Genomic DNA, 25,760 nt, shown 5'->3' on the forward strand with positions numbered 1-25,760 from the left:
CGGGATCAAGACCCTCGATCTCATGTCGGCGGCGCTCTCCGGAAATGGTGGATTCCCAAGCAAAAGGACGCTGGCTCTGCAGATCGAGCACAACCGTTCGGCACGTGGCCTGGCAGGGATGATCTTCACCCGTGACGACCGCGCGGGCGAGGGCAAGCTCTCCTCCCGTCTCGGCCTGGTCACCAACGCGGTGGAGGTCGAGGACGGGCAGGACCTGTACGCCTACGTCGTCGACCACCTCTCGCAGGGCGGCCGCGCGGACTACGTCATCGCGGACGAGGCGCAGTTCCTGGCGCCGGAGCAGATAGACCAACTCGCGCGCGTGGTCGACGACCTGGGCCTCGACGTCTATGCCTTCGGCATCACGACCGACTTCCGCACCAAGCTGTTCCCCGGCTCCCAGCGCCTTGTCGAGCTGGCCGACCGCGTCGAGGTCCTCCAGGTGGAGGCCCTGTGCTGGTGCGGCGCGCGCGCCACACACAACGCCCGGACGGTGGGCGGCGCCATGGTCGTCGAGGGCGCGCAGGTCGTCGTCGGCGACGTCAACCAGTCGGAGGCCGTCGGCTACGAGGTCCTCTGCCGCCGCCACCACCGCCGCCGTATGACGGCGACGACATCCGGCTCGGCGACGCTTTCCCCGGACGTGCTGCCGGTCTCGCAGGCCTAGAAGGACCGCCCTGCGCTCAGCGCGGGCTCTCGATCAGGCAGAAGCGGGCGCCCTCGGGGTCGGCGACCGTGGCCACGCGCCCGTGGGCGCTGTCCCTCGGGGACTTGAGGACATGACCGCCCAGGTCCACGAGGCGGACGACGGCTTCGTCCGTGTCGGCGACTTCGAAGTACGTGATCCAGTGCGGGCCCCGGTCGCGCGGCAGGGCGGTGCCCACGCCGTGGATACCGGCGACCGGACGGCCCCCGACGTGCAGACTCACGTAGTCGAAGTCGGCGGAGACGACCGGCTCCTCCTCGTAGCCGAAGACCGTCTCGTAGAACTTGGCCACGCTCGCCGACTCGAAGGTCAGCAGCTCGTTCCAGGCCGGGGTGCCGGGCACGCCCGTGAGAGCAGTGCCGAGGTACTCGGCCGCCTGCCAGATGCCGAAGACGGCGCCGGAGGGGTCCGAGCCGATCGCGAGACGCCCGGCCTCGGCGGCGTCCAGGGGGCCCACCCCGATCGTGCCGCCGCACAGCCGCACCGTCTCGGCCGTCAGGTCCACGTCGTCCGAGGCGAGGTAGGGCGTCCAGGCGATCGGCAGATGGCGGTCCGGCGGCAGCTGGCCGATGCCGGCCACCTCGTAGCCGTCGAGCAGGGCCCGTGCGTACGGGCCGAGCTGCTGGGGGCCCGGCTGGAACTCCCAGCCGAACAGCGAACCGTAGAAGTCCTGGGTCGCGGCCAGTCCGTGCACCATCAGGCTCACCCAGCAGGGCGTGCCGGGCGCGTGCTGGGCGTGCGCCTCGCCGTTCGGGCCGGCCGACCGCCGTGCCTCCGTCATCGTCACTCTCTCCTCGACCCCTCGCGGTCGCCGTGTCGCTTCCGCACTCCGGATCTCCGTGCAGATGCTCGCACCACAGATGCGACCGCGCGCTCCGGGCGCGCCGCATGCCAGGAGGATGCCCGGTGTGCGGTTTGTCGTCCGTTTCTGTGCGATTGCCGACGGGTGTCGATCAGCTGTACAGCATGTGCCCGAACCCGTACGCCTCGTGATCGGGCCTGTCCGGCGGAGCAGAGTAGCCGGACCTGGACGAAGCGGCCACCCCGTGCGCAAGGATGGTGGCCATGAACGCCATCATCTCCGCTTCCGAACTCGCGAGTGGCCTGGCGGGGCCGCGCCCGCCCGTACTGCTCGACGTCCGCTGGCAGCTCAGTGTGGCCAAGGCGGCCGGCGAACCGCCCTTCGACGGCCGGGCCGCCTACGCGGCCGGGCACATCCCCGGTGCCGTCTACGTCGACCTGGACTCGGAACTCGCCTCCGCGCCCGGCGAACGCGGCCGTCACCCGCTGCCCGAGCTGGAGGTCTTCGGTGCCGCCATGCGACGGGCGGGCGTCTCGGCCGGGACTCCGGTGATCGTGTACGACGGCGGGCAGGGCTGGGCGGCGGCCCGCGCGTGGTGGCTGCTGCGCTGGACGGGTCACCCGGACGTGCGGGTCCTCGACGGCGGGTTGCCGTCGTGGGAGGGGGCGCTGGAGACGTCGGCCCCCGCGCCCGCGGAGGGCGACTTCGAGCCGGTTCCGGGCGGTGCGGGGCTGCTGGACGCCGACGGCGCGGCGGGACTCGCGCGGGCCGGGGTGCTGTTCGACGCGCGGGCGGGGGAGCGGTACCGCGGGGAGGTGGAGCCGATCGACCGGGTCGGCGGGCACATCCCCGGGGCGGTGTCGGCGCCCACCAACGAGAACGGGGGGGCCGACGGCCGGTTCCTGCCCGCCGAGGAACTGGCCGAGAGGTTCAAGGCGCTCGGCGCCGCCGACGGTTCGCCGGTCGGTGTGTACTGCGGCTCGGGTGTCTCCGGGGCGCACGAGGTGCTGGCCCTGGCGGTCGCGGGGATCGACGCGGCGCTGTACGTGGGCTCGTGGTCGGAGTGGTCGCAGGATTCGTCACGGCCGGTTGCCGTGGGGGCTGATCCCCAGTAGCCCTGGGGTGCCGCGGGGGAGCGGGCTCGCCGGCGCCGGCCGGGTGCCGCCTGCGCCCACCCGTGCCGCCCTGGGCGGCACGAATGCCCGCAGGCCGCGCAGGGTGGGGTGTTGCCGGAAGCGGTACGAATGCCTGCAGGCCGTACATGAGTGAGGGCCGCGCCCGGTCGGCGCGGCCCTCACTCATGTACGGCCGTCTGCGCGGCCGTACGGCTGACTACTCCTGCTTCTTGCGCCGTGTCCCGAACACGATCTCGTCCCAGCTGGGTACCGCCGCGCGGCGGCCCGGGCGGACGCCGTCGGCCTCGGCCTGGCGGTCCGTGGCGCCGACGAGGCGGTCGCGGTGGCTGGTGACGGAGCGGGGCATGAGGACGTCCGCGTAGGCGGAACCGGCCGAGGCCGCGGGGGCTGGGGGCTCCTCCTCCTCGGGTTCGGCGGCGGCGGGCTCCTCCGGCGGTGGCGGTGGAGGAGACGCTTCTGCGGGGCGCTCCGGGACCACCAGGTCGCCGCGGAAACTCGGTACCGCCTCCAACAGGCTGGTCAGCGAGTCCCGTTCACCCGTGCTCTCGTCGGAGGGCTCGGACGCCTGTGCCGGCAGGCTCGGACGCTCCCGGTCGAGGGAACGGTCCAGCGGGCGGTCACGCGGCAGCCGTGCGATGCGCGGGACGAACGGAAAGCTGGGTTCCGGCGCCGCGAGGTCCTCGGACTCCCCGATCAGCGAGCGAGCCTCCTCGTCGACGGCCTGGACGAGCCGCCGGGGCGGGTCGTACGTCCAGCTCGCCGAGTGCGGTTCGCCCGCGACCAGGTAGACCAGCAGGACCTCCCAGGTGCCGTCGTCGCGGCGCCACGAGTCCCACTGCACGGTGTCCTTCTCGGCGCCGCGCAGCAGCAGTCGCTCCTGGACGGCCTCGCCGAGCTGCGGCCCGGCGTTCTCACCGGGCCGACGGACGGGCGTCTTGCGGGCCCGCTCGGCCATGAACGCGCGCTCCGCGAGCACGGGGCCCTCGAAGCGTCGTACGCGGTCGACGGGGATACCGGCGAGCTGGGCGACTTCTTCCGCGGAGGCACCGGCGCGTATACGCGCCTGGATGTCACGGGGGCGGAGATGGCTCTCCACCTCGATCTCGATCTGGCCGAGGCGGGGCCGGTCGCCGCGGACGGCGGCGCGCAGCCGCTCGTCGATCGGAAGCGTGTACTCCGTTGCGTCGGCAGCCTTCAGCACCAGCCGTGTGCCGTCATTCGAGACGGCCACGACACGCAGTTCGGGCATGGGGACCTCCCGGGTGGTGCCTGCCGACGTCACGTGCGTCGCTGCTTCCGCTAGTCGAGTGTGGCCTGCCCGGGTGCAGCCTGCCACAACCTTGCCGAGTTGCCCGGCGTGTCGGGCCAGGGCCCTGGATCGCCGTTATGGCACGGTTACCTATTCGCAACGCTAAGTGACCAACTCCGTCACCCTGTGCAACTAGCCCCCTCCCGGCCGCCCTTGAAGGCCACGGACGTCCTGGCGGGAGGCCGGACCCAGGGCTCGCAACAGTACTCCATTCGGGCCACGTGCGTGGATTGGCGCGCCGCCCAACTTCTGGCAACGGACCGGACCCGGCCGCCCGTTGCGGGGTTTCGGGGATCTTGGACGTGGCGTAGTTCACGGAATCGGCAGAAACGGAACCAATGGCTACGGCCCCAACACCCGCCGCAGGTAGTCGTTCTGGAAGCGCCGGTCCGGATCGAGCCGGTCCCGCAGCGCCGTGAACTCGCCGAAGCGCGGATAGACCCCGGAGAAGTACTCGGCGTCCCGCGTGTGCACCTTGCCCCAGTGCGGCCGGCCCTCGTGGGCGGTGAGGATGCGCTCGGCGGCGGTGAAGTACGCCTGGTAGGGCGTCCCCCGGAACATGTGGACGGCGACGTACGCACTGTCGCGGCCCGACGCCGTGGACAGGGCGATGTCGTCGGCGGGAGCCGTACGCACCTCGACGGGGAAGCTGATCCTCAGGTCGGAGCGCTCCACCATCGTCTTCAGTTCACGCAGCGTTTCGGGGAGGGCCTCGCGCGGGACGGCGTACTCCATCTCCACGAAGCGCACCCGGCGAGGTGAGGTGAAGACCCTGTACGGAATGTCGGTGTAGGTGCGCGCGGACAGGGCCTTGCTGGAGATCTGGGCGATCGTCGGGACGGTCGCGGGCGCCGCGCGGCCGACCCACTGGGCCACCTGGAAGACGCCGTTGGAGAGGAACTCGTCCTCGAACCAGCCTGCGATCCGGCTCACCGGCTTCTCGGGGCCCGCGCTGCGGTTGTTGCGCTTGGTGTTGGTGGAGCCGGTGTGCGGGAACCAGTAGAACTCGAAGTGCTCGTTCTCGGTCCAGAGTTCGTCGAACTCGGCGAGCACCCTGTCGAAGGGCATCGGTTCCTCGCGCGCGGTGAGCAGGAAGATCGGCTCCACGGCGAAGGTGATCGCGGTGACCACACCGAGGGCGCCGAGGCCGATCCGGGCGGCCGCGAAGACCTCCGGATTCTCCTTCTCGGAGCAGGTGAGCACCGAGCCGTCGGCGATGACCAGCTCAAGGCCCTTGATCTGGGCGGCTATCGAGGCCGAATCGCGGCCGGTGCCGTGCGTGCCGGTGCTGGTGGCTCCGGAGACCGTCTGCTCCATGATGTCGCCCATGTTGGTCAGCGACAGACCCTCCCGGGCCAGAGCCAGGTTGAGCCTCTTGAGCGGGGTGCCGGCCTCCACCGTGACCGTCATGGCGTCGCGATCGATCTTGCGGATGCCGGTCAACAGTTGAGGGCGGATCAACACACCGTCGGTCGCGGCGATCGAGGTGAAGGAGTGCCCGGTGCCGACGGCCTTCACGGTCAGCCCGTCCTGAGCGGCCTGCCGTACGGCCGCGGACAGTTCCTCCACGGAGGCCGGCTCGACCTCCCGCGCGGGACGGGCCGTGACGTTGCCGCCCCAGTTACGCCACGTGCCGTTCTTCCCGCTCGCTGTGCTGCTCAACGGTGCCTCCCCGACGCGGAGCCGGCCTGCTGAGCCGGCGGTACCCCAGGAAACCGACCGCGACCGCGACGGCCCCGGACACCGCCGGAACCCCGTACCCGGCCCGCGCGCCGGCCGCGTCGATGACCCAGCCGGCCACCGAGGAGCCGAGCGCGACACCGACCGCCAGGCCGGTGCTCACCCAGGTCATGCCCTCGGTCAACTGCGCGCGTGGTACGTGCTCTTCGATCAGGGACATCGTCGTGATCATCGTGGGAGCGATGGACAGGCCCGCAACGAACAGCGCCACGGCCAGAAACGGCAAGTTTCCGACCAGTAGGAGGGGGATCATACTCACGGCCATCGCGCATATGCCCAGCAGCCAGCGACGTCCGGCCGCCCCCTTGAAGTGCAGCAGCCCGAACACGACCCCCGCCACGCAGGAACCCGCCGCGTACAGCGCGAGCACGAGGCTCGCGACGGCCTTGTGCCCGCGCTCGTCGGCGAAGGCCACGGTGACCACGTCGACGGAACCGAAGATCGTCCCGGTCGCCACGAAGGTGGCCACCAGTACCTGCAGGCCACGCGCGCGCAGTGCCGTACCGCCGCCCTGCTTCTCCCGGGGGTGCGGCTCGGGCTCGGTGGAGCGCTGCGCGGTCAGCCAGAACACGCCGGTCGCCAGGAAGCAGGCGGCCAGTAGCGGCCCCGCCTCCGGGAACCAGGCCGTGGACAGGCCGATGGAGATGATCGGCCCGAAGATGAAGCACACCTCGTCCACCACGGACTCGAAGGAGTACGCGGTGTGCAGCTGCGGGGTGCCCCGGTACAGGGCCGCCCAGCGGGCCCGGATCATCGCGCCGAGGCTCGGCACGGAACCGATGCCGGCGGCGCACACGAACAGCACCCAGTCCGGCCACCCGAAGTGCGCGCTGAGCAACAGGCCCGCCGCCGAGGTGAGTGCCACGAGCGTCGCGGGCCGCAGCACCCTGCGCTGTCCGTGCTGGTCCACCAGCCGGGAGATCTGCGGCCCGATCGCCGCGGCCGCGAGCGCGATGGTCGCCGACAGGGCACCGGCGAGCCCGTAGCGCCCGGTGAGCTGGGAGATCATCGTGACCACGCCGATGCCCATCATCGACAGCGGCATCCGGCCGAGGAGACCCGCGGCGGAGAAGCCCTTGGTGCCGGGGGCGGCGAACAGGGCGCGGTAGGGGCTGGGCACGGGGTCTCCGATGGCTACGGCTCAGAAAGGTGCTGGCTACGACAAGGTGTCGACCACGACAAGGTGCTGGCTACGGATCGGTAAGGTGCGAATTCAACTGATACAGCTTACGAGCGAGGTCACCCTAATGCACCCGGCGATTCGGCCGGTGAACATGTCCGGAAGGCGGCCCGCCCCCGTTCGTCACCCCGCCGTTTCCCGGCTGTCAGTGCCGGGTGGCAGGATCGACCCATGTCAGACGCGCTCGATGCCACCCCCTACGACGCCCTGCTCCTGCTCTCGTTCGGCGGCCCGGAGGGCCCGGACGACGTGGTCCCGTTCCTGGAGAACGTGACGCGCGGGCGAGGCATCCCCAAGGAACGCCTGAAGGAAGTCGGGCAGCACTACTTCCTGTTCGGCGGGGTCAGCCCCATCAACGACCAGAACCGCGCCCTGCTGGACGCCCTCCGCAAGGACTTCGCGGAGCACGGCCTGGATCTCCCGGTCTACTGGGGCAACCGCAACTGGGCGCCCTATCTGACGGACACCCTGCGCGAGATGGTCGCCGACGGCCGCCGCCGCATCCTGGTCCTCGCCACCAGCGCCTACGCCTCGTACTCGGGCTGCCGCCAGTACCGCGAGAACCTCGCCGACTCGCTCGCCGAGCTGGAGGCCGAGGGCCTGGAGCTGCCGAGGATCGACAAGATCCGGCACTACTTCAACCACGAGGGCTTCCTGGAGCCCATGATCGAGGGTGTCCTGCAGTCCCTGGCCGACCTCCCCGAGGACGTTCGGGAGGGCGCGCACCTCGCGTTCTCGACGCACTCGATCCCGACCGCGTCCGCGGACACCTCCGGCCCGGTCGAGGACCACGGCGACGGCGGCGCGTACGTCGAAGAGCACCTCGAGGTGGCTCAGCTGATCGCCGACGCGGTCCGCGAGCGCACCGGCGTCGACCACCCCTGGCGGCTCGTCTACCAGTCACGCTCCGGCGCCCCGCACATCCCCTGGCTCGAGCCCGACATCTGCGACCACCTGGAGGAGCGGCACGCGGCCGGCGTCCCGGCCGTCGTCATCGCCCCCATCGGTTTCGTCTCCGACCACATGGAGGTCCGCTACGACCTCGACACGGAGGCCAGGGCGAAGGCCGAGGAGCTGGGCCTGCCGATGCGCCGCTCGGCCACCGTCGGCGCCGACCCGCGCTTCGCCGCCGCGGTCCGCGACCTCGTCCTGGAGCGGGCGTCCGTGGAGCGCGGCGAGGACGTCACGCCCTGCGCCCTGGGCGCGCTCGGCGCGAGCCACAACCTCTGCCCGGTCGGCTGCTGCCCGGCCCGTGCCCCCCGCCCGGCCGCCGCGGGCGCCGACAGCCCCTACGTGTGAGGAGCCCCGTGACCGACCCCCTGCACCAGGAACTGCTCACGCTGGCCCAGGAGGCCGCCCGCCGCGCCGGGGAGCTGCTGCGGGACGGCCGCCCGGCCGACCTCGCGGTCGCCGCGACCAAGTCGAGCCCGATCGACGTGGTCACCGAGATGGACATCGCGGCGGAGAAGCTGATCACGGACCTGATCTCCGCCCACCGCCCGGACGACGGCTTCCTCGGCGAGGAGGGCGCCTCCAGCGAGGGCACCAGCGGCGTCCGCTGGGTGATCGACCCGCTCGACGGCACGGTCAACTACCTGTACGGGCTGCCCACTTGGGCTGTCTCCATCGCGGCCGAGCAGGACGGCGAGACCGTCGTCGGGGTCGTCGCGGCCCCGATGCGCGGCGAGACCTACCACGCGGTCCGCGGCGGCGGCGCCCGCGCCACGGGCGCCTGGGAGGGCGAGCGCGAGCTGGCCTGCCGACCCGCGCCGCCCCTCGACCAGGCGCTGGTCTCGACGGGCTTCAACTACGTCACCGAGGTCCGCACCCACCAGGCCGAGGTCGCGCGGAAGCTGATCCCCCTGCTGCGCGACATCCGGCGGGGCGGCTCGGCCGCCGTCGACCTGTGCGACCTCGCGTCCGGCCGCCTCGACGGCTACTACGAGCGGGGGCTGCACCCGTGGGACCTCGCGGCCGGCGACCTCATCGCCCGGGAAGCGGGCGCGCTGACCGGTGGACGCCCCGGAGAGCGCCCCGCACACCCTCTGACGGTTGCCGGTACCCCGGGCGTCTTCGAGCCCCTCCAGCGCCTCCTGGAGGACTTCGGCGCCTGGCACGACTGACGGCCGTACCGCCGGGCGGCATCTTGGCCAACGGCGGGTGAACGCCGTCGTACGACAACACAGCGGGCCCCCGGCGCTGGATTCGCCGGGGGCCCGCTGTCGTACGTACGCGCTGATCAGACGCAGACGCTAGGCGCCGACCTCCACACCGTGCTCGGCGGCGAGGCGGCGCAGGTCGTCGAGCTCGCCCTGCTCCACCTCGACGAGGAAGTCGTCGCCCTCGTCGCGAGCCCGCGTCAGGTCGGACTCGGTCGTCCTTATGCGCTGCAGAAGTCCTGCGGTGAATGCGTCCATGCTGCGCCCCCTCGTCCTGGGTCGTGGGTCGGTGGCACGGGGGTGTGCCGTTCGGAAGGGGCGATCACGTCTCCAGCAGGTGCCCGGCACACGGGCGCCGGGGGTGGCGACGGTGCCGGACACCCACGCCCACTCTGCGGAAAGCGGATTGCGCCGTGCCGCATGGTGTTGCGGCACTAGCAGAGCGTGATCGCGGGGTATGAACCGTCCTCCCCCCGCTCCCTTCCACGGAAACCTCAACCCGGCGAGAAAATCTCGCATTCCCGGGTCCCACACCTGTCCTTCATCCTGCCCTCATCCCCGCGCACCCGCCTTACCGCCGACTTATGACCGAAAAGGGCAGGATGGAGGCACACACTCATGCAGGCCCCTGCCCGCGTGTGCCCTTGTGGGCGCTACGCGGGTGGACACAGGAAGGACAAGCGACGTGCGCGTACTCGTCGTCGAGGACGAGCAGCTGCTCGCCGATGCGGTGGCCACCGGACTGCGCCGGGAGGCCATGGCCGTCGACGTCGTGTACGACGGTGCGGCCGCCCTGGAGCGCATCGGCGTCAACGACTACGACGTGGTCGTCCTCGACCGCGACCTCCCGCTCGTCCACGGCGACGACGTCTGCCGCAAGATCGTGGAACTCGGCATGCCCACGCGCGTGCTGATGCTCACGGCCTCCGGCGACGTCAGCGACCGCGTCGAGGGACTGGAGATCGGCGCCGACGACTACCTCCCCAAGCCGTTCGCGTTCAGCGAGCTCATCGCACGCGTGCGTGCCCTCGGCCGGCGCACCAGTGTGCCGCTGCCGCCGGTCCTGGAGCGGGCGGGCATCAAGCTCGACCCCAACCGCCGCGAGGTCTTCCGCGACGGCAAGGAGGTCCAGCTCGCGCCCAAGGAGTTCGCCGTCCTGGAGGTGCTGATGCGCTCGGAGGGTGCCGTCGTCTCCGCGGAGCAGCTCCTGGAGAAGGCCTGGGACGAGAACACCGACCCGTTCACGAACGTCGTGCGCGTGACCGTCATGACCTTGCGCCGCAAGCTGGGCGAGCCGCCCGTGATCGTCACCGTGCCCGGCTCCGGCTACCGGATCTGATGCGCGATGGCCGCAACACCCGCTCTCCCCACGGCACCCCCCAAGCCCACCTGGGACCCCAGAAAACCCGAACCGCCGTTCCCCTGGCTGCGCCCGACCATCCGCATACGGCTCACGCTGCTGTACGGCGGCATGTTCCTGATCGCCGGCATCCTGCTGCTGTCGATCATCTACCTGCTGGCGGCCCAGGCCCTCCATGAGGGCAGTGGCCAGGCGTTCTCCGTGTCCGGCAACTTCGACATCACCAGCACCACCTGCCCCGCCGTGAACTCGGCACCGCTGAGCGAGGTCAGCTCGATCCTCAAGAACTGCGACGCCATCCAGCGCCAGCACGCCCTCGACGACCTGCTCAGCCGCTCCCTGCTCGCCCTGCTCGGCCTCGCGATCATCGCCTTCGCCTTCGGCTACGCGATGGCCGGCCGGGTGCTCTCCCCGCTCGGCAGGATTCTGCGCACCGCGCGCGCGGTCGCCGGCTCGGACCTCTCCCGCCGGATCGAGCTGGACGGCCCGGACGACGAGATCAAGGAACTCGCCGACACCTTCGACGACATGCTGGAGCGCCTGCAGCGTGCCTTCACCGCCCAGCAGCGCTTCGTCGGCAACGCCTCGCACGAGCTGCGCACGCCCCTCGCGATCAACCGCACGCTCCTCGAGGTGCACCTGTCCGACCCGAACGCCCCGGCGGAGCTGCACCAGCTGGGCAAGACGCTGCTGGCCACCAACGAGCGCAGCGAGCAGCTCGTCGAGGGCCTGCTGCTGCTCGCCCGCAGCGACAACCAGATCGTCGAGCGCAAGCCGGTCGACCTCGCCGAGGTCGCCGAGCAGGCCGTCGACCAGGTCCGCTCGGAAGCGGACGCCAAGGGCGTGGTGATCCGCGGCGAGCAGAAACCCGCGGTCGTACAGGGCAACGGTGTGCTCCTGGAGCGCATCGCCCTGAACCTCGTACAGAACGCCGTGCGGTACAACGTGCCGGACGACGGCTGGGTCGAGGTCACGACCGAGGTCCAGCACGGCCAGGCGGTCCTGGTCGTGTCGAACACCGGACCCGTCGTACCGGCGTACGAGATCGACAATCTCTTTGAGCCCTTCCGGCGACTGCGCACGGAGCGCACGGGGAGCGACAAGGGCGTCGGCCTGGGTCTTTCCATCGTCCGGTCCGTGGCCCGGGCCCACGGCGGGCACATCTCGGCGCAGCCGCGTGAGGGGGGTGGGCTCGTGATGCGCGTGGCGCTGCCGATCTGAGATCATGTCGCCGACACACGGGGATGTTCGCTTTGCGCGGAATTTTCTGGCCGCCGAACGGTGCATCCCATGTGTGATCGATCACAAGGGCGATTTTCGAGCCATCTACTCTCCGTGATCATGCGGGCTGCCGTAAAGCCGGGAAAATCCGGGTTTTCGGGTGTCCTGATCACGGGAAGTACAGGGTGAGACGCCTTTGAAGAGCGGCAGGGGACCGTGTACGGTCCCGTTCGCCATCCAAGCCGATCACTCTTGAGGAGTCCGGTTGGGTGTCGATTGAGTAACAGACCTTGATGTGAGGCAAAATCTCCGCCTCGGGTCGGGCACAAGTCCGGCCTCTCACGCGTTACGTGCGCTGGAGACACCGCAGACACCCAGAGGGGGAGAGCGACATGGCAACGGATTACGACACCCCACGCAAGACCGACGACGACGTCGACTCGGACAGCCTTGAAGAGCTGAAGGCCAGGCGGAACGACAAGTCGACGTCCGCAGTGGACGTCGACGAGTTCGAGGCCGCCGAAGGCCTGGAGCTGCCCGGCGCGGACCTCTCGAACGAGGAGTTGGCCGTCCGGGTGCTGCCCAAGCAGCAGGACGAGTTCACCTGCATGAGCTGCTTCCTGGTGCACCACCGCAGCCAGCTGGCCCGGGAGAAGAACGGGCAGCCGATCTGCCGCGACTGCGACTGAGGCCGGGTCGGCCGTGACTGGCTCGACCCCTCCTTGGAAGCGCCGCTCCCCCCTGCCGGGAGCGGACGAAGGGCCGCCTGGCGGCCCTCATGGCGCGCGTGACGACGAGCGGGGCCCATCCGGTACGACACCGGGTACGACAGGGCCCACAGGATCGGCCTCGCTCGAACCGGCGGCCGGCCGGGCTGACCTCCCGGCCCCGTCGCGGAACGCCGCGCCCGTCGCCAAGCGGCGGGCGGCGGTGATCCGTGACAAGGCCAGGGAAGGCGTCCGCAAGGGCGGCAGCGCCGCCAGGGCAGGCCTGGCGTACGTCGCCGACCGGATCATCGAGAACGCCCCGCGGATCCCGGTAAGGGACCTCGCGGCGCTCCGAAAGCAGTTCCCGGGCCTGGGGCCCGAGCAACTGGCGGACAAGCTCGTGGCGGGCGCGGCGGCCGCAACCTCGACGGTCGGAGCGGGGATCGGAGCGGCGGCGATGCTGCCCGTACCGCCCGCGATGCCGACGGAACTGGCCGCCGAGATCACCGGCGTCGCCGCGATCGAGCTGAAACTGATCGCCGAACTCCACGAGGTCTACGGCGTACGCCCGCCGGGCAATCTCAAGCAGCGCAGCACCGCGTATCTCAACTCCTGGTCGGGAGAGCGCGGGATCGACGTGACCAAGCCGTCGAGCGTGAGCTCCGCGCTGAACGGCCCCATGAAGCGCGAACTGCGCCAGCAGATCATGAAACGCATGGTCCGCGACCTGCCGAACCTCATGCCCTTCATGGTGGGAGCCGCCGTAGGGGCGGTCATGAACCGCCGGGACACCAGGAAACTCGCGGAGCGGATCCGTAAGGACCTGAGAAAGATGCAGGTGTCCTGGGAGGCGCTCCCCGAACTCCCGCCTCTGGAGGCCCCGGAGCGGCCGTTGGCGCTGGGGGACGGTTCAGCGGGCTGAGAGCTGCTACGCCACGGCCTCCCGGGCCGTCCGCAGCGCCTCGGCCAGACGCTCCGGCTCCCGGGTCGACAGGTACAGATACGGCGTCGGGTCCTCGGGGTCGGTGACCTCCACACGCAGGGCCGTGGGGATGTAGGCGCGCAGCAGGAGGAAGGCGCGGGTGTCGGCCTTGTAGGTGCGCCAAGCGCGCGCCTCTTCAGGGTCCAGGATCTCGGCCTCGCCCAGCGCGGTGACCGGGATCTTCGCCTCGCCCGCGATCAGAGAGCCGCCCACCACGCGGATGCGGACCGAGCCGTACGAGCTGGCCGCGACCGCCATCGCCGCCGTGCCGCCGACCAGCCCGCCGAGCAGCGGCAGGGTGCCGAAGGGCAGCATGATCAGGGCGAAGGAGACGCCCACCAGGAAGGAGATCAGCCACCACGAGCGGGGGGCGGTGAGGCGTTCTTCGTAAGGGGTGGCGGAGAGCTGCATGCAGCCAAGCTTGGCACGGTGTCCGGATATGGCGGACGCGCGGGTAAGGTCTGCGGCTGTGAGTGGTACTTCCCCGTCCCTGAAGCCTCCCGCCGACGCGGTGAAACCGGTGCGGCACCCCGATGCTCCCGCGCCCGGTGAGCTGCTCGGTGCCCACTACGAACAGTGTTTCGGATGCGGCGGCGAGCAGCCCCACGGGCTGCATCTGGCGGCGCGGGCCGGCGAGGGCGTCACCATCACGGCCGAGTTCACCGTCCAGCCCGCTCACCAGGGGGCGCCCGGCCTCGCCCACGGCGGTGTGCTGGCCACCGCCCTGGACGAGACGCTCGGCTCGCTGAACTGGCTGCTCAGGACGATCGCCGTGACCGGACGGCTGGAGACCGACTTCGTGCGGCCCGTCCCGCTCGGGACGGTGCTGTATCTGGAGGCCGAAGTCACGGCGGTCGCGGGCCGCAAGATCTACTCGTCAGCCACCGGACGCATCGGCGGCCCGGACGGGCCGGTGGCCGTGCGCGCCGACGCACTCTTCATCGAGGTGAAGGTCGACCACTTCATCGACAACGGCCGTCCGGAGGAGATCCGGGCCGCCATGAACGACCCGGACCAGAGCCGGCGCTCCCGTGCCTTCGAGGTGAACCCGTGAGCCGTGATCCCGTGGACGTGCAGATCCGGCGCGTCGACCCCGACGTACCGCTTCCGTCGTACGCACATCCCGGTGACGCGGGCGCCGATCTGCGTACCACCGAGGGGTGTGAACTGAAGCCGGGCGAGCGGGTCGTGCTGCCCACCGGGGTGTCGATCGCCCTCCCCGAGGGGTACGCGGCCTTCGTGCACCCCCGGTCCGGGCTGGCCGCCCGCTGCGGTGTCGCCCTGGTGAATGCCCCGGGGACGGTTGATGCCGGGTACCGTGGGGAGATCAAGGTGATCGTGGTGAATCTCGACCCGCGCGAGGCCGTGCGGTTCGAGCGCTTCGACCGGATTGCCCAACTGGTCGTCCAGCAGGTCGAGAAGGTCCGCTTCCAGGAGGTCGCGGAGCTTCCCGGCTCGGCACGGGCCGAAGGGGGCTTCGGGTCCACCGGAGGTCATGCCGCGGTGGCCGGGACGGGCAGCGCAAGCGGTGAGGCCGCCATGGGCGGCACTACGGGTGGGAATCGATACGCTTCGGTCGTATCCGACCGGGAAGGACAGTGACGTGTTCGGACGTCGCAACAAGAAGGGTGCCGCCGAGGACGCGGCCGGCGAGGCCGAGCAGGTCGTCGACTTTGTCGACACTGAGGCGGACGACGAAGAGGGCGAGCGCGAGCGCGTGAGGCTCGAGCCCGAGCCGCGGCCGGACGGGCCCTGGGACGACTCCGAGGTGCGCGACCCGGCCGAGGGCCGGGTGGACCTGGGCGGGCTCTTCGTGCCCGGCGTCGACGGCATGGAGCTGCGGGTCGAGGTCGCGGGCGACGCGATCGTCGCGGCGACCGTCGTGCTGCGCGACAGCGCCATCCAGCTGCAGGCCTTCGCCGCTCCCAAGCGCGAGGGCATCTGGGGCGAGGTGCGCGAGGAGATCGGCTCGGGCATCACCCAGCAGGGTGGCATCATCGACGAGGTCGAGGGCCCGCTGGGCTGGGAGCTGCGGGCCCAGGTGCCGGTGCAGCTGCCGGACGGCACGGGCGGCTTCCAGGTCGTGCGGTTCGTCGGTGTGGACGGTCCGCGCTGGTTCCTGCGCGGTGTGATCTCGGGCCAGGGCGCGGTGCAGCCGCAGGCGGCCGGCCTGCTCGAGCAGATCTTCCGGGACACGGTCGTGGTCCGCGGCGAGGGGCCGATGGCGCCCCGCGACCCGATCGTCCTCAAGCTGCCGGACGACGCTCAGATGATGCCCGAGGGTGTCCAGCAGGAGGAGGGCTCGCGCTTCTCCGGTGGCATGGGGCAGCTGCAGCGCGGACCGGAGATCACCGAGGTCCGCTAGGCGCTCCGCTGGGCTGAGCCGCGATGGGCGCGGCTTGCCGGCGGCACCGTTGTGGCTGGTCGCGCCCCGCGGCGGAGCCGCTGATGTCACAGCCCCGGCCCCTTTGAGGCGCGCCACGGCTCGAGAGCCGCACCCTGCTGGGTGCGGCTCTTCTGCATGCGTGACCCCTTGACGACGCATTGGTCTGTACCTACGGTCTCCGCTCAACGCGTCTGTTCATAAAGGCGCTTCGCGTTCATATATAAGAACGGATGACCCCCGCCATGCGTCGTACCGCACTCCTCGCGACCGCCTCCGCTCTTGTCGTGGGCATGATCGCCTGGCCTGCCGCCCGCCACGCCGACGCCGCCCCCGCCGCCTTCGCGCACCCCGGAGTCACCGTCTCCAGGGCGCAGTTGGACTTCACCCGCAGCAAGGTTGATGCGGGTGCGCAGCCCTGGAAGGGCGCGTTCGACCAGATGATGGCGAGCAAGTACGCCGACCTGAACCGCACCCCGAAACCGCGGGCGACGGTCGAGTGCGGCTCCTACTCGAACCCCGACCTCGGCTGCACGGACGAGCGCCAGGACGCCATAGCCGCGTACACCGACGCACTCGCCTGGTACCTCACCCGCGACGACCGGTACGCGAAGAAGTCGATCGAGCTGATGGACGCCTGGTCCGCCGTGATCAGGGAGCACACCAACAGCAACGCGCCCCTGCAGACCGGCTGGGCCGGCTCCTCCTGGCCGAAGGCCGCCGAGATCATCAAGTACACGTACACCGGCAGCTGGCCGAACTCCGGCCGCTTCGCGAGCATGCTCCGGAACGTCTACCTCCCCGAGATCATCAACGGCTCCGACTCCAACGGCAATTGGGAGCTGTCGATGATGGAGGCCGCGGTCGGCATCTCCGTCTTCCTGGAGGACAGGACGTCGTACGACAAGGCCATGGCGAAGTTCCGGACGCGTACGGCCGCGTATGTCTATCTCTCCTCCGACGGTGATCTGCCCAGGACCGTGCCCAGCCAGAACCTCGACACCAAGGCGAAGATCGTCAACTACTGGCAGGGGCAGTCCACCTTCGTCACCGGCCTCACCCAGGAGACCTGCCGCGACCTCACCCACACGGGGTACGGCATCTCCGCGATCTCGCACATCGCCGAGACCAGCCGGATCCAGGGCCAGGACCTGTACGGCACCGACGTCGGCGAGCGGCTGCGGCAGGCGCTCGGGTTCCAGGCCAAGTACCAGCTGGGTGCCGCCGTCCCGAGCCGGCTGTGCGGCGGCTCGCTGAAGCTCGGGCTCGGGCCCGTCACCGAGGTCGGCTACAACGCCCTGCACAACCGCCTCGGCATCGCGATGGCCAACACCCGGACACTGACCCAGCAGCAGCGCCCGGCCGGCACCAACAACCTCTTCGTCGCCTGGGAGACCCTCACCCACGGGGACAACCCGAGCTGAACCGAGTACGGCGTCAGAATCCCGTCAAAGACGGCTCCGAGGCCGCTCCCGGGCCCTTTCACGGCGATGGCCGGCCGTAAGGTCGACGCTGCGTGGGCAGCAGTGACCGGAAGACAATGGGGCCATGGGACGCGGCAAGCTTCGGATCTACCTCGGTGCGGCACCGGGTGTCGGCAAGACGTACGCGATGCTCTCCGAGGCGCACCGGCGGGTGGAGCGGGGCACCGACTGCGTGGTCGCCTTCGTGGAGCACCACGAGCGGCCGCGCACCGAGGTGATGCTGCACGGCCTGGAGCAGGTGGCGCGCAAGGAGCTGGAGTACCGGGACACGACCTTCACCGAGATGGACGTCGACGCCGTCCTGGCCCGCGCCCCCCAGGTGGCTCTGGTGGACGAGCTCGCCCACACCAACGTCCCCGGCTCCCGCAACGCCAAGCGCTGGCAGGACGTGGAAAAGCTGCTCGCCGCCGGCATCGACGTCGTCTCGACCGTCAACATCCAGCACCTGGAGTCGCTCGGTGACGTCGTCGAGTCGATCACCGGGGTACGGCAGCGGGAGACCGTGCCGGACGAGGTGGTGCGGCGGGCGGACCAGATAGAGCTCGTCGACATGTCGCCCGAGGCGCTGCGCCGGCGGATGGCGCACGGCAACATCTACCGGCCCGACAAGGTCGACGCGGCCCTGTCGAACTACTTCCGGCCCGGCAATCTGACCGCCCTGCGGGAACTGGCCCTGCTGTGGGTGGCGGACCGGGTCGACGAGTACCTGAAGCAGTACCGCAGCGACCACCGGGTGTCGAAGATCTGGGGCTCCCGGGAGCGGATCGTGGTCGGCCTGACCGGCGGACCCGAGGGCCGGACCCTCATCCGGCGGGCCGCGCGCCTCGCCGAGAAGGGCGCGGGCGGCGAGGTGCTGGCCGTCTACATAGCCAGCAGCGACGGACTGACGGCCGCCTCGCCGAAGGAACTGGCCGTGCAGCGCACCCTCGCGGAGGACCTCGGTGGCACCTTCCACCACGTGGTCGGCGACGACATACCGGCGGCGCTGCTCGCCTTCGCACGCGGGGTCAACGCCACCCAGATAGTGCTGGGCGTCTCACGGCGCAAGAGCTGGCAGTACGTCTTCGGGCCGGGCGTCGGCGCGACGGTCGCCCGGGACTCGGGCCCCGACCTCGACGTCCACCTGATCACGCACGACGAGGCGGGCAAGGGGCGGGGGCTGCCGGTGGCCCGCGGGGCGCGGCTGGGCCGGTCGCGGATCATCTGGGGCTGGCTGGTCGGCGTGCTCGGCCCCGCGGTCATGGCGGTGCTCCTGAACACCATCCATCTCGGACTCGCCAACGACATGCTGCTGTTCCTGGCGGTGACGGTCGCGGCGGCGCTGCTCGGCGGCCTGCTGCCCGCCCTGGCCTCGGCCGCGGTGGGCTCACTGCTGCTGAACTACTTCTACACACCGCCCCTGCACCGCTGGACCATCGCCGATCCGAAGAACATCGTCGCCATCGTGATCTTCGTCGGCGTCGGCGTCTCGGTGGCCTCGGTGGTCGACCTGGCCGCCCGGCGCACCCACCAGGCGGCCCGGCTGCGCGCCGAGTCGGAGATCCTGTCCTTCCTCGCGGGCAACGTGCTGCGCGGCGAGACCGGCCTGGAGGAGCTCCTCGAACGGGTCCGCGAGACCTTCGGCATGGAGTCGGCGGCCCTGCTGGAGCGGGCCGGCGACCACGACCCGTGGACCTGCGCGGGCCGCGCGGGCCTCGGCCCCGCGGTGCAGCGGCCGGACGAGGCGGACGTCGACGTGCCGGCCGGGGACCACATGGCGCTGGCGCTGACCGGCCGGGTGCTGCCCGCCGAGGACCGCCGGGTGCTGGCCGCGTTCGCCGCCCAGGCGGCCGTCGTACTGGACCGCCGGCGCCTCCAGGAGGAGGCCGAACGGGCCCGTGCGCTGGCCGAGGGCAACCGCATCCGCACGGCGCTGCTGGCCGCCGTGAGCCATGACCTCCGTACCCCCCTGGCCGGGATCAAGGCGGCCGTGTCGTCCCTGCGCTCGGACGACGTGGCGTGGTCCGAGGAGGACCAGGCGGAGCTGCTGGAGGGCATCGAGGAGGGCGCCGACCGGCTCGACCACCTGGTGGGCAACCTGCTCGACATGTCCCGCCTGCAGACCGGCACGGTCACCCCGCTGATCCGTGAGGTCGACCTGGACGAGGTCGTGCCGATGGCGCTGGTCGGGGTGCCCGAGGACAGCGTCGATCTGGACGTGCCGGAGACCCTGCCCATGGTCGAGGTGGACCCGGGCCTCCTTGAGCGGTCGGTGGCCAACCTGGTCGAGAACGCCGTCAAGTACAGCCCGCCGGGCCGGGCGGTGCTGGTCGCCGCCAGCGCCATCGCCGACCGGGTCGAGGTACGCGTGGTCGACCGCGGACCCGGCGTCCCCGACGAAGCCAAGGAGCGCATCTTCGAGCCCTTCCAGCGCTACGGCGACGCCCCGCGCGGGGCCGGCGTGGGCCTGGGTCTCGCCGTGGCCCGTGGCTTCGCCGAGGCCATGGGCGGCACCCTCAACGCCGAGGACACGCCGGGTGGCGGCCTCACCATGGTCCTCACCCTGCGCGCGGCAGGATCGCGTGCCCAGGAACTTCTCCACCCGGCGGAACCCGAAAGGCAGGTCACATGACCCGCGTGTTGGTCATTGACGACGAGCCGCAGATCGTGCGCGCCCTCGTGATCAACCTCAAGGCACGCAAGTACGAGGTGGACGCGGCCCACGACGGCGCCACCGCCCTCCAGCTCGCCGCCGCCCGCCACCCCGACGTGGTCGTCCTGGACCTGGGGCTGCCCGACATGGACGGCGTCGAGGTGATCAGGGGCCTGCGCGGCTGGACCCGGGTGCCGATCCTGGTGCTGTCCGCCCGGCACACCTCCGACGAGAAGGTGGAGGCACTCGACGCGGGCGCTGACGACTACGTCACCAAGCCCTTCGGTATGGACGAACTGCTCGCCCGGCTGCGGGCCGCCGTCCGCCGCGCCGAACCGGTCGGCGCCGGCGAGGACGACGTGACGACCGTGGAGACCGAGCAGTTCACCGTCGACCTGGCCGCGAAGAAGGTCAACCGGGGCGGCAAGGACGTACGGCTCACGCCCACGGAGTGGCATCTGCTGGAAGTGCTGGTGCGCAGCACGGGCCGGCTGGTCAGCCAGCGGCAGCTCCTCCAGGAAGTGTGGGGCCCGTCATACGGCACCGAGACGAACTACCTGAGGGTGTACATGGCGCAGCTGCGCAGGAAGCTGGAGGCCGACCCGTCGCACCCCAAGCACTTCATCACCGAGCCCGGTATGGGGTACCGGTTCGAGAATTGAGGGGCGCCGGTTCGAGCTCCCGGCGCCGCGGGTACGTAGCTGTCAGTGCACCCCGGTACGCTTCAGATATGAGTGCTGTTCCTCGTTCCGAAAAGCCGGTGGGCCGGTTCCGGCGCATGCTCGACCGGCTCTCCTCGTCGCAGGAGGACCTGGAGTCCGAGGAGCTGCGGGAGGATACGGCGACCGCCGGATGTACCCGGATCGGTGACTGTCACGACCGACAGATCGTCACGGTTACTGGTACCTTGCGCACGGTCACCCTACGGCCGCGCGCGGGCGTCCCGGCCCTGGAGGCCGAACTGTTCGACGGTTCCGCCGCCCTGGACGTGGTGTGGCTCGGCAGGCGCTCCATCGTGGGCATAGAACCGGGGCGCAGGCTGATCGCATCGGGCCGCGTCTCGCTCAGCCGGGGCCGCCGGGTGCTGTTCAATCCGAAGTACGAACTGAGACCCCTCGGACGGGAGTAGCCGGTGACGTCGCTCGACAAGCCGACCGAAGACACTCAGCAGGACGACGCCCGGGCGGTGACCGAGGCCGCCCTGTTCGAGGCGTTCGGCGGAGTGCGGGGCATGGTCGAGACGGTGCTGCCCGGCCTCCTCTTCGTCACCATCTTCACGATCAACAAGGACCTGCACTGGTCGGCCATCGCCGCCCTCGCCGTGTCCCTGCTGCTCGTGGTGGTGCGGCTGGTCATGCGGGACACCGTCAAGCACGCGTTCAGCGGTGTCTTCGGTGTCGCCTTCGGTGTCGTGTTCGCGATGATGACGGGCAACGCCAAGGACTTCTACCTCCCTGGCATGCTCTACACGCTGGGCCTGGCGCTGGCGTACATCGTCACGACCCTGTGCGGGGTTCCGCTGCTCGGGCTGATCCTCGGGCCGGTGTTCAAGGAGAACCTCTCCTGGCGGACGCGTAATCCGGGGCGCAAGAAGGCGTACGCGAAGGCGAGTTGGGCCTGGGGCCTGATTCTGCTCGCCAAGTGCGCGATTCTCTTTCCGCTGTACTGGTGGGCGAACACGGCGCAGTTGGGCTGGGTGCTGGTCGCGCTGAAGATTCCGCCGTTCCTGCTGGCCGTCTGGCTCACCTGGGTGTTCCTGGCGAAGGCGCCCGCGCCGATCGACGTGTTCGCGGAGATGGAGGCGGAGGAGCGGGCCGAGAAGGAGCGGGCCGAGAAGGAGCGGACCGCTGCCGCGGAGGCTGAGCCGAGTGGCGGGCGGCACCGCCGGGAGGCGTAGAGGCGTTCTTCGCCCCCGCCGCCCCTTCCCGTCCCGACCCTGGGGGCTCTGCCCCCAGACCCCCGTTTCGGCCTGGACGGCCTCGTCCTCGAACGCCGGACCGGCTGAAAGAGACAGAACCCGGACCGGCTGAAAGAGACAGAACCCGGACGGGCTGAAAGAGACAGAACTGGGCGCCCCCGGTTTCAGGGGCACCCTTCGTCAGCTCGCCGTATCCTCGCGCCGCACCGAGAGCAGATCCTCCAGCTGCTCCTCCCGGGCCTGGGCGGCCACGAACAGGAGTTCGTCGCCCGGCTCCAGGGAGTCCTCGCGGGACGGGGTGAGGACTCGGGTGCCGCGGATGATGGTGACCAGGGACGTGTCCTCGGGCCATTCGACGTCACCGACCTGGGTGCCGGCCAGGGCCGACTCCTCCGGCAGGGTCAGCTCCACCAGGTTCGCGTCGCCGTGGCTGAAGCGCAGGAGGCGGACCAGGTCACCGACCGAGACCGCTTCCTCGACCAGGGCCGACATCAGACGGGGGGTCGAGACCGCCACGTCGACGCCCCAGGACTCGTTGAAGAGCCACTCGTTCTTGGGGTTGTTGACGCGGGCCACGACGCGCGGGACGCCGTACTCCGTCTTCGCCAGGAGCGAGACGACCAGGTTGACCTTGTCGTCGCCGGTCGCGGCGATGACGACGTTGCAGCGCTGGAGCGCGGCCTCGTCCAAGGACGTGATCTCGCAGGCATCGGCCAGCAGCCACTCCGCCTGCGGGACGCGCTCGACCGAGATGGCGGTCGGCGCCTTGTCGACGAGCAGGACCTCATGGCCGTTCTCCAGCAGCTCGCCCGCGATCGAGCGGCCGACCGCGCCGGCACCGGCAATGGCGACCCTCATCAGTGACCGCCCTCCTCTTCGGGACCCTTGGCGAACGACGCCTCGACCTTGTCGACCTCGTCGGTGCGCATCATCACGTGCACCAGGTCGCCCTCCTGCAGCACCGTCTGCGAGCTGGGCAGGATCGCCTCGCCGAGCCGGGTGAGGAACGCCACGCGGACGCCCGTCTCCTCCTGCAACTTGCTGATCTTGTGGCCGACCCAGGCGGCCGAGGCGTGTACCTCGGCTAGCTGGACACCGCCGGTGGGGTCGCGCCACAGCGGCTCGGCGCCCGAGGGCAGCAGCCGGCGCAGCATCTGGTCGGCCGTCCAGCGGACCGTCGCGACGGTGGGGATGCCGAGGCGCTGGTAGACCTCGGCACGACGCGGGTCGTAGATACGGGCCGCGACGTTCTCCACACCGAACATCTCGCGGGCCACGCGGGCGGAGATGATGTTCGAGTTGTCGCCGCTGGACACGGCGGCGAAGGCGCCGGCCTCCGCGATGCCGGCCTCGCGCAGGGTGTCCTGGTCGAAGCCGATCCCGGTGACCCGGCGGCCGCCGAATCCCGGGCCGAGGCGGCGGAAGGCCGTGGGGTCCTGGTCGATCACTGCGACCGTGTGCCCCTGTTGCTCCAGGGTCTGGGCCAGCGCGGAACCCACTCTTCCGCAGCCCATGATGACGATGTGCACGACCGTCCTTCCGGTGTCAAGAGTTACTGCTCAGCCAGATCAGGGTCTCAGACCGACGCCCAAGCTACACACGCGCGGTAGGACGTCGGCACCCCTGTGCACGGTTGCCGCGCCGCGTGTGACGTCAGCGGCGGCTGATGCTGCGGACGCTGGCAAGAGTCAGGATTCCGAGGCCGACGAGGGCCGCCGCGGCGCCGATCAACTCTGCGGTGGCATGCATGGAACCTCCAAAGGGCGGCAACTAGGGCGGTGATTGTCATATAGACATGAGGCTGCGGCGACCTGCGGAATCCGTCGCCGGAGCCACCTCCGTTTTCACCCGGAGGGCAGATGGGCGGGGGAGGGTGGTTGGGTGCCCGTTCGAACGCCTACGATTACCTGTTGTGTCCAAACTGACCGACGTGCCCAAACGCATCCTGATCGGGCGCGCACTGCGCAGTGACCGGCTGGGCGAAACGCTCCTGCCGAAGCGCATCGCCCTCCCCGTCTTCGCCTCCGACCCGCTGTCCTCCGTGGCCTACGCCCCCGGAGAGGTGCTGCTGGTCCTGTCCATCGCGGGCGTGTCGGCGTACCACTTCAGCCCCTGGATCGCCCTGGCGGTCGTCGTGCTGATGTTCACCGTGGTCGCTTCCTACCGGCAGAACGTGCACGCCTACCCCAGCGGCGGCGGCGACTACGAGGTCGCGACCACCAACCTGGGTGCCAAGGCGGGCCTGACCGTGGCCAGCGCCCTGCTCGTCGACTACGTACTCACCGTCGCCGTCTCGATCGCGTCCGGCATCGAGAACCTCGGCTCGGCGGTGCCGTTCGTGGTCGAGCACAAGGTGCTCTGCGCGGTCGCCGTGATCGTGCTGCTGACGCTGATGAACCTGCGCGGCGTGAAGGAGTCCGGCAAGCTCTTCGCGATCCCGACGTACGTGTTCGTCGGCGGCGTCTTCGTCATGATCGCGTGGGGTGCGTTCCGCGGCCTGGTGCTCAACGACACCATGCAGGCGCCCACGGCCCAGTACACGATCAAGGCCGAGCACCAGGGGCTGGCCGGATTCGCCCTGGTCTTCCTGATGCTGCGGGCCTTCTCCTCCGGCTGTGCCGCGCTCACCGGTGTCGAGGCGATCTCCAACGGCGTGCCGGCCTTCCGCAAGCCCAAGTCGAAGAACGCGGCCACCACGCTCGCCGCCATGGGTCTGCTCGCCGTCACCATGTTCTGCGGGATCATCGTCCTCGCCCTGACGACCAAGGTCCGCATGGCCGAGAACCCGGCCACCGACCTGCTCAAGCACGGCATCGGGGTCGGCTCCGGCTACGTCCAGAACCCGGTGATCACCCAGGTCGCCGAGGCCGTCTTCGGCAAGGGCAGCTTCCTGTTCGTGGTGCTCGCCACGGCCACCGCGCTCGTCCTGTTCCTGGCCGCCAACACCGCCTACAACGGCTTCCCGGTGCTCGGCTCGATCCTCGCCCAGGACCGCTACCTGCCCCGCCAGCTGCACACCCGCGGCGACCGCCTCGCGTTCTCCAACGGCATCGTGCTGCTGGCCGGCGCGGCGACCTTCCTGGTGGTGATCTACGGCGCCGACTCGACCCGACTGATCCAGCTGTACATCGTCGGCGTGTTCGTGTCCTTCACGCTCAGCCAGACCGGCATGGTCCGCCACTGGAACCGCCACCTGGCCGTCGAGAAGGACGTCGCCAAGCGCCGCCACATGATGCGCTCCCGCGCGATCAACGCCTTCGGTGCCTTCTTCACCGGCCTGGTGCTGGTCGTCGTCCTCGTCACCAAGTTCACGCACGGCGCCTGGGTGGCGCTGCTGGGCATGTGCATCTTCTACGCGACGATGACGGCGATCCGTAAGCACTACGACGGCGTGGCCGCAGAACTCGCCGCCCCGGAGGGTCCGAGCGACGACAGCCTGCGACCCTCACGCGTCCACTCGGTCGTCCTGATCTCCAAGATCCACCGGCCCGCGCTGCGCGCCCTCGCCTACGCCAGGCTGATGCGCTCGGACACCCTGGAGGCGCTCACCGTCAACGTCGACGCGGCGGAGACCAAGGCACTGAAGGAGGAGTGGGAGCGGCGCGGCATCGACGTACCGCTGAAGGTGCTCGACTCGCCGTACCGCGAGATCACGCGGCCGATCATCGAGTACGTGAAGGGGCTGCGCAAGGAGTCGCCGCGGGACGCGGTGTCCGTGATCATCCCCGAGTACGTGGTGGGCCGCTGGTACGAGCATCTGCTGCACAACCAGAGTGCGCTCAGGCTGAAGGGCCGGCTGCTGTTCACGCCGGGTGTCATGGTCACCTCGGTGCCCTACCAGCTGCAGTCCTCGGAGGCGGCGAAGGTCAGGGCCCGCAAGCGCCAGGAGTGGAACGCTCCGGGCTCGGTGCGGCGCGGTCCGGCCCAAGGGGACCGGCCGAAGGAGCCCTCGGGCACGTCGGGCGAGAAGAGCTGACACACGTCGGTCAACGGCCGGACGACACCCACGTAGACTGGTGGGCTGTTGTCCGGCCGTTTCCC

At 70.5% G+C, this 25,760-nt stretch carries 25 protein-coding genes; 17 read left to right on the forward strand and 8 right to left on the reverse strand.

The annotated features are described in order from the left end of the window. Positions 1-22: 22 nt before the first annotated feature. Positions 23-667 (forward strand): thymidine kinase, encoded by a 645-nt coding sequence (locus LJ657_RS04155; RefSeq protein ID WP_232646839.1) that lies wholly within the window; start codon positions 23-25, stop codon positions 665-667. 16 nt (positions 668-683) lie between these two features. Here the strand turns inward: LJ657_RS04155 and LJ657_RS04160 are convergent, their stop codons facing one another. Beyond that, complete coding sequence (locus LJ657_RS04160; protein WP_232646840.1) at positions 684-1,487, reverse strand: VOC family protein; 804 nt, start codon at positions 1,485-1,487, stop codon at positions 684-686. Positions 1,488-1,762: 275 nt separating this feature from the next. Between LJ657_RS04160 and LJ657_RS04165 the strand changes: the two genes are divergently transcribed. Beyond that, positions 1,763-2,623: a sulfurtransferase gene (locus LJ657_RS04165; protein WP_232646841.1), complete on the forward strand. Its 861-nt coding sequence runs from the start codon at positions 1,763-1,765 to the stop codon at positions 2,621-2,623. Positions 2,624-2,840: 217 nt separating this feature from the next. On the opposite strand, the gene sepH is transcribed toward LJ657_RS04165, so the two are convergent. The 3 genes from sepH to LJ657_RS04180 all read right to left on the reverse strand — a co-directional run bounded on the left by sepH (position 2,841) and on the right by LJ657_RS04180 (position 6,813). Then, positions 2,841-3,893: a septation protein SepH gene (gene sepH, locus LJ657_RS04170; protein ID WP_232646842.1), complete on the reverse strand. Its 1,053-nt coding sequence runs from the start codon at positions 3,891-3,893 to the stop codon at positions 2,841-2,843. 402 nt (positions 3,894-4,295) lie between these two features. Beyond that, entirely contained in the window at positions 4,296-5,615 is a 1,320-nt protein-coding gene (locus LJ657_RS04175) for a D-arabinono-1,4-lactone oxidase (protein ID WP_232646843.1), read from the reverse strand. Further along, positions 5,575-6,813 (reverse strand): MFS transporter, encoded by a 1,239-nt coding sequence (locus LJ657_RS04180; RefSeq protein ID WP_232646844.1) that lies wholly within the window; start codon positions 6,811-6,813, stop codon positions 5,575-5,577. The genes LJ657_RS04175 and LJ657_RS04180 overlap by 41 nt, the downstream gene beginning before the upstream one ends. 231 nt (positions 6,814-7,044) lie before the next feature. On the opposite strand from LJ657_RS04180, the gene LJ657_RS04185 reads away from it, so the two are divergent. Together LJ657_RS04185 and LJ657_RS04190 are read left to right on the forward strand one after the other, a co-directional pair. Then, the gene (locus tag LJ657_RS04185) at positions 7,045-8,172 is read left to right on the forward strand and encodes a ferrochelatase (RefSeq protein WP_232646845.1); all 1,128 of its coding nucleotides are present in this window, start codon (positions 7,045-7,047) and stop codon (positions 8,170-8,172) included. A gap of 8 nt (positions 8,173-8,180) precedes the next feature. After that, positions 8,181-8,996, forward strand: a complete 816-nt coding sequence (locus LJ657_RS04190; protein WP_232646846.1) for an inositol monophosphatase family protein — start codon at positions 8,181-8,183, stop codon at positions 8,994-8,996. Positions 8,997-9,125: 129 nt separating this feature from the next. On the opposite strand, the gene LJ657_RS04195 is transcribed toward LJ657_RS04190, so the two are convergent. Further along, a complete protein-coding gene (locus LJ657_RS04195; RefSeq protein WP_016432180.1) occupies positions 9,126-9,290 on the reverse strand; it encodes a hypothetical protein in 165 nt (54 codons plus the stop codon). A 427-nt stretch (positions 9,291-9,717) separates the two neighbouring features. Here LJ657_RS04195 and LJ657_RS04200 point away from each other — a divergent pair, with 427 nt between their 5' ends. From LJ657_RS04200 to LJ657_RS04215, 4 genes are all read left to right on the forward strand, one after another. Continuing rightward, positions 9,718-10,371 carry a response regulator transcription factor gene (locus tag LJ657_RS04200; RefSeq protein WP_003993508.1) on the forward strand — a complete coding sequence of 218 codons (654 nt, stop codon included), beginning with the start codon at positions 9,718-9,720 and terminating at the stop codon, positions 10,369-10,371. A 6-nt stretch (positions 10,372-10,377) separates the two neighbouring features. After that, the gene (locus LJ657_RS04205) at positions 10,378-11,613 is read left to right on the forward strand and encodes a sensor histidine kinase (protein WP_232646847.1); all 1,236 of its coding nucleotides are present in this window, start codon (positions 10,378-10,380) and stop codon (positions 11,611-11,613) included. 392 nt (positions 11,614-12,005) lie between these two features. Then, the gene (locus tag LJ657_RS04210; RefSeq protein ID WP_005481602.1) at positions 12,006-12,302 is read left to right on the forward strand and encodes a DUF4193 domain-containing protein; all 297 of its coding nucleotides are present in this window, start codon (positions 12,006-12,008) and stop codon (positions 12,300-12,302) included. Positions 12,303-12,315: 13 nt separating this feature from the next. Then, a complete protein-coding gene (locus LJ657_RS04215; RefSeq protein WP_232646848.1) occupies positions 12,316-13,242 on the forward strand; it encodes an EcsC family protein in 927 nt (308 codons plus the stop codon). Between the two features lie 6 nt (positions 13,243-13,248). Here the strand turns inward: LJ657_RS04215 and LJ657_RS04220 are convergent, their stop codons facing one another. Beyond that, entirely contained in the window at positions 13,249-13,713 is a 465-nt protein-coding gene (locus tag LJ657_RS04220; RefSeq protein ID WP_232646849.1) for a DUF3093 domain-containing protein, read from the reverse strand. Between the two features lie 58 nt (positions 13,714-13,771). On the opposite strand from LJ657_RS04220, the gene LJ657_RS04225 reads away from it, so the two are divergent. The 8 genes from LJ657_RS04225 to LJ657_RS04260 all read left to right on the forward strand — a co-directional run bounded on the left by LJ657_RS04225 (position 13,772) and on the right by LJ657_RS04260 (position 21,698). Then, positions 13,772-14,356, forward strand: a complete 585-nt coding sequence (locus LJ657_RS04225) for a PaaI family thioesterase (RefSeq protein ID WP_232646850.1) — start codon at positions 13,772-13,774, stop codon at positions 14,354-14,356. Further along, a complete protein-coding gene (dut, locus tag LJ657_RS04230) occupies positions 14,353-14,904 on the forward strand; it encodes a dUTP diphosphatase (RefSeq protein WP_232646851.1) in 552 nt (183 codons plus the stop codon). The genes LJ657_RS04225 and dut overlap by 4 nt, the downstream gene beginning before the upstream one ends. 1 nt (position 14,905) lies before the next feature. Further along, complete coding sequence (locus tag LJ657_RS04235; protein ID WP_232646852.1) at positions 14,906-15,667, forward strand: DUF3710 domain-containing protein; 762 nt, start codon at positions 14,906-14,908, stop codon at positions 15,665-15,667. A gap of 263 nt (positions 15,668-15,930) precedes the next feature. After that, complete coding sequence (locus tag LJ657_RS04240) at positions 15,931-17,109, forward strand: alginate lyase family protein (protein WP_232647395.1); 1,179 nt, start codon at positions 15,931-15,933, stop codon at positions 17,107-17,109. Between the two features lie 124 nt (positions 17,110-17,233). After that, positions 17,234-19,780: an ATP-binding protein gene (locus tag LJ657_RS04245; RefSeq protein ID WP_232646853.1), complete on the forward strand. Its 2,547-nt coding sequence runs from the start codon at positions 17,234-17,236 to the stop codon at positions 19,778-19,780. Beyond that, entirely contained in the window at positions 19,777-20,463 is a 687-nt protein-coding gene (locus LJ657_RS04250; protein ID WP_232646854.1) for a response regulator, read from the forward strand. The genes LJ657_RS04245 and LJ657_RS04250 overlap by 4 nt, the downstream gene beginning before the upstream one ends. A gap of 68 nt (positions 20,464-20,531) precedes the next feature. Then, complete coding sequence (locus tag LJ657_RS04255; RefSeq protein ID WP_099931846.1) at positions 20,532-20,930, forward strand: OB-fold nucleic acid binding domain-containing protein; 399 nt, start codon at positions 20,532-20,534, stop codon at positions 20,928-20,930. Positions 20,931-20,933: 3 nt separating this feature from the next. Further along, a complete protein-coding gene (locus LJ657_RS04260) occupies positions 20,934-21,698 on the forward strand; it encodes a DUF3159 domain-containing protein (RefSeq protein WP_232646855.1) in 765 nt (254 codons plus the stop codon). Between the two features lie 201 nt (positions 21,699-21,899). Here the strand turns inward: LJ657_RS04260 and LJ657_RS04265 are convergent, their stop codons facing one another. Next, entirely contained in the window at positions 21,900-22,577 is a 678-nt protein-coding gene (locus LJ657_RS04265) for a potassium channel family protein (protein ID WP_232646856.1), read from the reverse strand. After that, positions 22,577-23,248 (reverse strand): potassium channel family protein, encoded by a 672-nt coding sequence (locus LJ657_RS04270; RefSeq protein WP_232646857.1) that lies wholly within the window; start codon positions 23,246-23,248, stop codon positions 22,577-22,579. The genes LJ657_RS04265 and LJ657_RS04270 overlap by 1 nt, the downstream gene beginning before the upstream one ends. Positions 23,249-23,631: 383 nt before the next feature. Here LJ657_RS04270 and LJ657_RS04275 point away from each other — a divergent pair, with 383 nt between their 5' ends. Next, positions 23,632-25,695: an APC family permease gene (locus tag LJ657_RS04275; RefSeq protein ID WP_232646858.1), complete on the forward strand. Its 2,064-nt coding sequence runs from the start codon at positions 23,632-23,634 to the stop codon at positions 25,693-25,695. Positions 25,696-25,760 lie beyond the last annotated feature (65 nt).

Origin of the sequence: Streptomyces guryensis (genome assembly GCF_021261325.1) — a bacterium.
Classification (GTDB): domain Bacteria; phylum Actinomycetota; class Actinomycetes; order Streptomycetales; family Streptomycetaceae; genus Streptomyces; species Streptomyces guryensis.

What these genes read in the sequence shown, in the direction of transcription:
- LJ657_RS04155 (WP_232646839.1), top strand. Translation starts at nt 23, where the DNA reads ATGTCGGCGGCGCTCTCCGGAAATGGTGGATTCCCAAGCAAAAGGACG.
- LJ657_RS04160 (WP_232646840.1), bottom strand. Translation starts at nt 1,487, where the DNA reads ATGACGGAGGCACGGCGGTCGGCCGGCCCGAACGGCGAGGCGCACGCC.
- LJ657_RS04165 (WP_232646841.1), top strand. Translation starts at nt 1,763, where the DNA reads ATGGTGGCCATGAACGCCATCATCTCCGCTTCCGAACTCGCGAGTGGC.
- sepH (WP_232646842.1), bottom strand. Translation starts at nt 3,893, where the DNA reads ATGCCCGAACTGCGTGTCGTGGCCGTCTCGAATGACGGCACACGGCTG.
- LJ657_RS04185 (WP_232646845.1), top strand. Translation starts at nt 7,045, where the DNA reads ATGTCAGACGCGCTCGATGCCACCCCCTACGACGCCCTGCTCCTGCTC.
- LJ657_RS04195 (WP_016432180.1), bottom strand. Translation starts at nt 9,290, where the DNA reads ATGGACGCATTCACCGCAGGACTTCTGCAGCGCATAAGGACGACCGAG.
- LJ657_RS04205 (WP_232646847.1), top strand. Translation starts at nt 10,378, where the DNA reads ATGGCCGCAACACCCGCTCTCCCCACGGCACCCCCCAAGCCCACCTGG.
- LJ657_RS04210 (WP_005481602.1), top strand. Translation starts at nt 12,006, where the DNA reads ATGGCAACGGATTACGACACCCCACGCAAGACCGACGACGACGTCGAC.
- LJ657_RS04220 (WP_232646849.1), bottom strand. Translation starts at nt 13,713, where the DNA reads ATGCAGCTCTCCGCCACCCCTTACGAAGAACGCCTCACCGCCCCCCGC.
- LJ657_RS04240 (WP_232647395.1), top strand. Translation starts at nt 15,931, where the DNA reads ATGCGTCGTACCGCACTCCTCGCGACCGCCTCCGCTCTTGTCGTGGGC.
- LJ657_RS04245 (WP_232646853.1), top strand. Translation starts at nt 17,234, where the DNA reads ATGGGACGCGGCAAGCTTCGGATCTACCTCGGTGCGGCACCGGGTGTC.
- LJ657_RS04250 (WP_232646854.1), top strand. Translation starts at nt 19,777, where the DNA reads ATGACCCGCGTGTTGGTCATTGACGACGAGCCGCAGATCGTGCGCGCC.
- LJ657_RS04255 (WP_099931846.1), top strand. Translation starts at nt 20,532, where the DNA reads ATGAGTGCTGTTCCTCGTTCCGAAAAGCCGGTGGGCCGGTTCCGGCGC.
- LJ657_RS04265 (WP_232646856.1), bottom strand. Translation starts at nt 22,577, where the DNA reads ATGAGGGTCGCCATTGCCGGTGCCGGCGCGGTCGGCCGCTCGATCGCG.